The sequence below is a fragment of the Bacillus sp. JJ1521 genome (assembly GCF_036965165.1).
In the GTDB taxonomy this organism is placed as follows: Bacteria; Bacillota; Bacilli; order Bacillales; family Bacillaceae_L; genus Ferdinandcohnia.
Genome location: NZ_JBALOX010000139.1, coordinates 13,590 through 14,795, shown reverse-complemented (window position 1 = coordinate 14,795; position 1,206 = coordinate 13,590). Strand labels below are relative to the sequence as shown.

The 1,206-nt window shown below is 36.0% G+C and carries 1 protein-coding gene and 1 pseudogene; both read left to right on the top strand.

Going from position 1 to position 1,206, the window contains the following annotated elements; genetic code table 11:
• The coding region (locus V7147_RS17940) for a diacylglycerol/lipid kinase family protein (RefSeq protein ID WP_335369198.1) at window positions 1–937 on the top strand (937 nt) is incomplete at its 5' end.
• 182 nt (window positions 938–1,119) lie between these two features.
• Window positions 1,120–1,206, top strand: a pseudogene (locus V7147_RS17935) (phosphotransferase); the annotation flags it as partial.

The window sequence follows — 1,206 nt, the reverse complement described above, 5'->3', positions numbered from 1 at the left end:
TATGAAACTATTAATTTTTATTGTTAATCAAAAAGCGGGAAATGGAAAGGGCTTAAAGGTTTGGAACAAGCTTAAGCAAGAGCTAGAACAGAAAAAAGTCAATTACCGCTCATTCTTCACAAAATACCCCAATCATGCAAAAGAATTGGCACAACAAATAGGATCTATGTTTGAGGACAAGGTCGAGGCTGTTATCGCTATTGGTGGTGATGGAACGATGAATGAGGTTGTCAATGGTATGGTGTATTACCCCGAGATCAAAGTGGGTTATATCCCAGCGGGGTCTGGAAATGATTTTTCAAGAGGATTTAAAGTTCCAAAATCACCCATAGACGCACTTTCCTTTATTCTTCGAAATAGGTCAACCAAGGGGAAATTATTTGACCTTGGAAAATGTAAGGTCCGCGGAAAGTCAAAGAGTTCCTATTTTGTGAGTAGCTTAGGTACAGGCTTTGATGCAGCCGTTTCAAAATTAACGAATGAATCAAAAATGAAAAAATACTTAAATAAAATTCATTTAGGATCTTTAGCTTATGTTGGTGCCCTTATTCGCCTTCTTTTTACCTATCGCCTTACTAATGTTTCGTTAACCGTTGATGGAAAATACTATCAATATGAGAATGTTTGGTTTGTAACAGTATCAAATCAACCTTTTTATGGTGGAGGTATGAAAATTGCCCCAAAAGCAAAGGCAACGGATGGTTTATTTGATATTACGGTCGTACATGACCTCTCCAGAGTAAAACTTTTATTAATCTTTGTAACTGTGTTCTTTGGAGCTCATACAAAGTTTAAAGAAATTGCTCAACATAAGGGAGCGAATATCAAGGTAGAATCGGATGAGAAAATGCTAGTCCATGCAGATGGTGAATTAATCGGACAAATTCCCGTGCAAGTGGAGGTCCAACATCGAAATATCCCCTTTTTGGTAAAATAAGCCTAATAGGTATCATTTACCAGTGTTCTTTTTCCTGTTTTTTATAGCTAAAATGTTACTTTTTCTTGACTTTAATTGTAAATGAAGGCTAAAATTTAGTAAGATAGCTATTGTTATATAGAAATTCAATAGCTGTCTTTTTTATTTTATAATTTTTAGGAAATGTTGTGTTGAAATTGGAGATTAACTGGCTTACATACGTATTAGGCAACGAGTGGGAATTCTCACCAGCGGGTGGTTCAACGGGAGACGCGTATTTTGCCCAATTA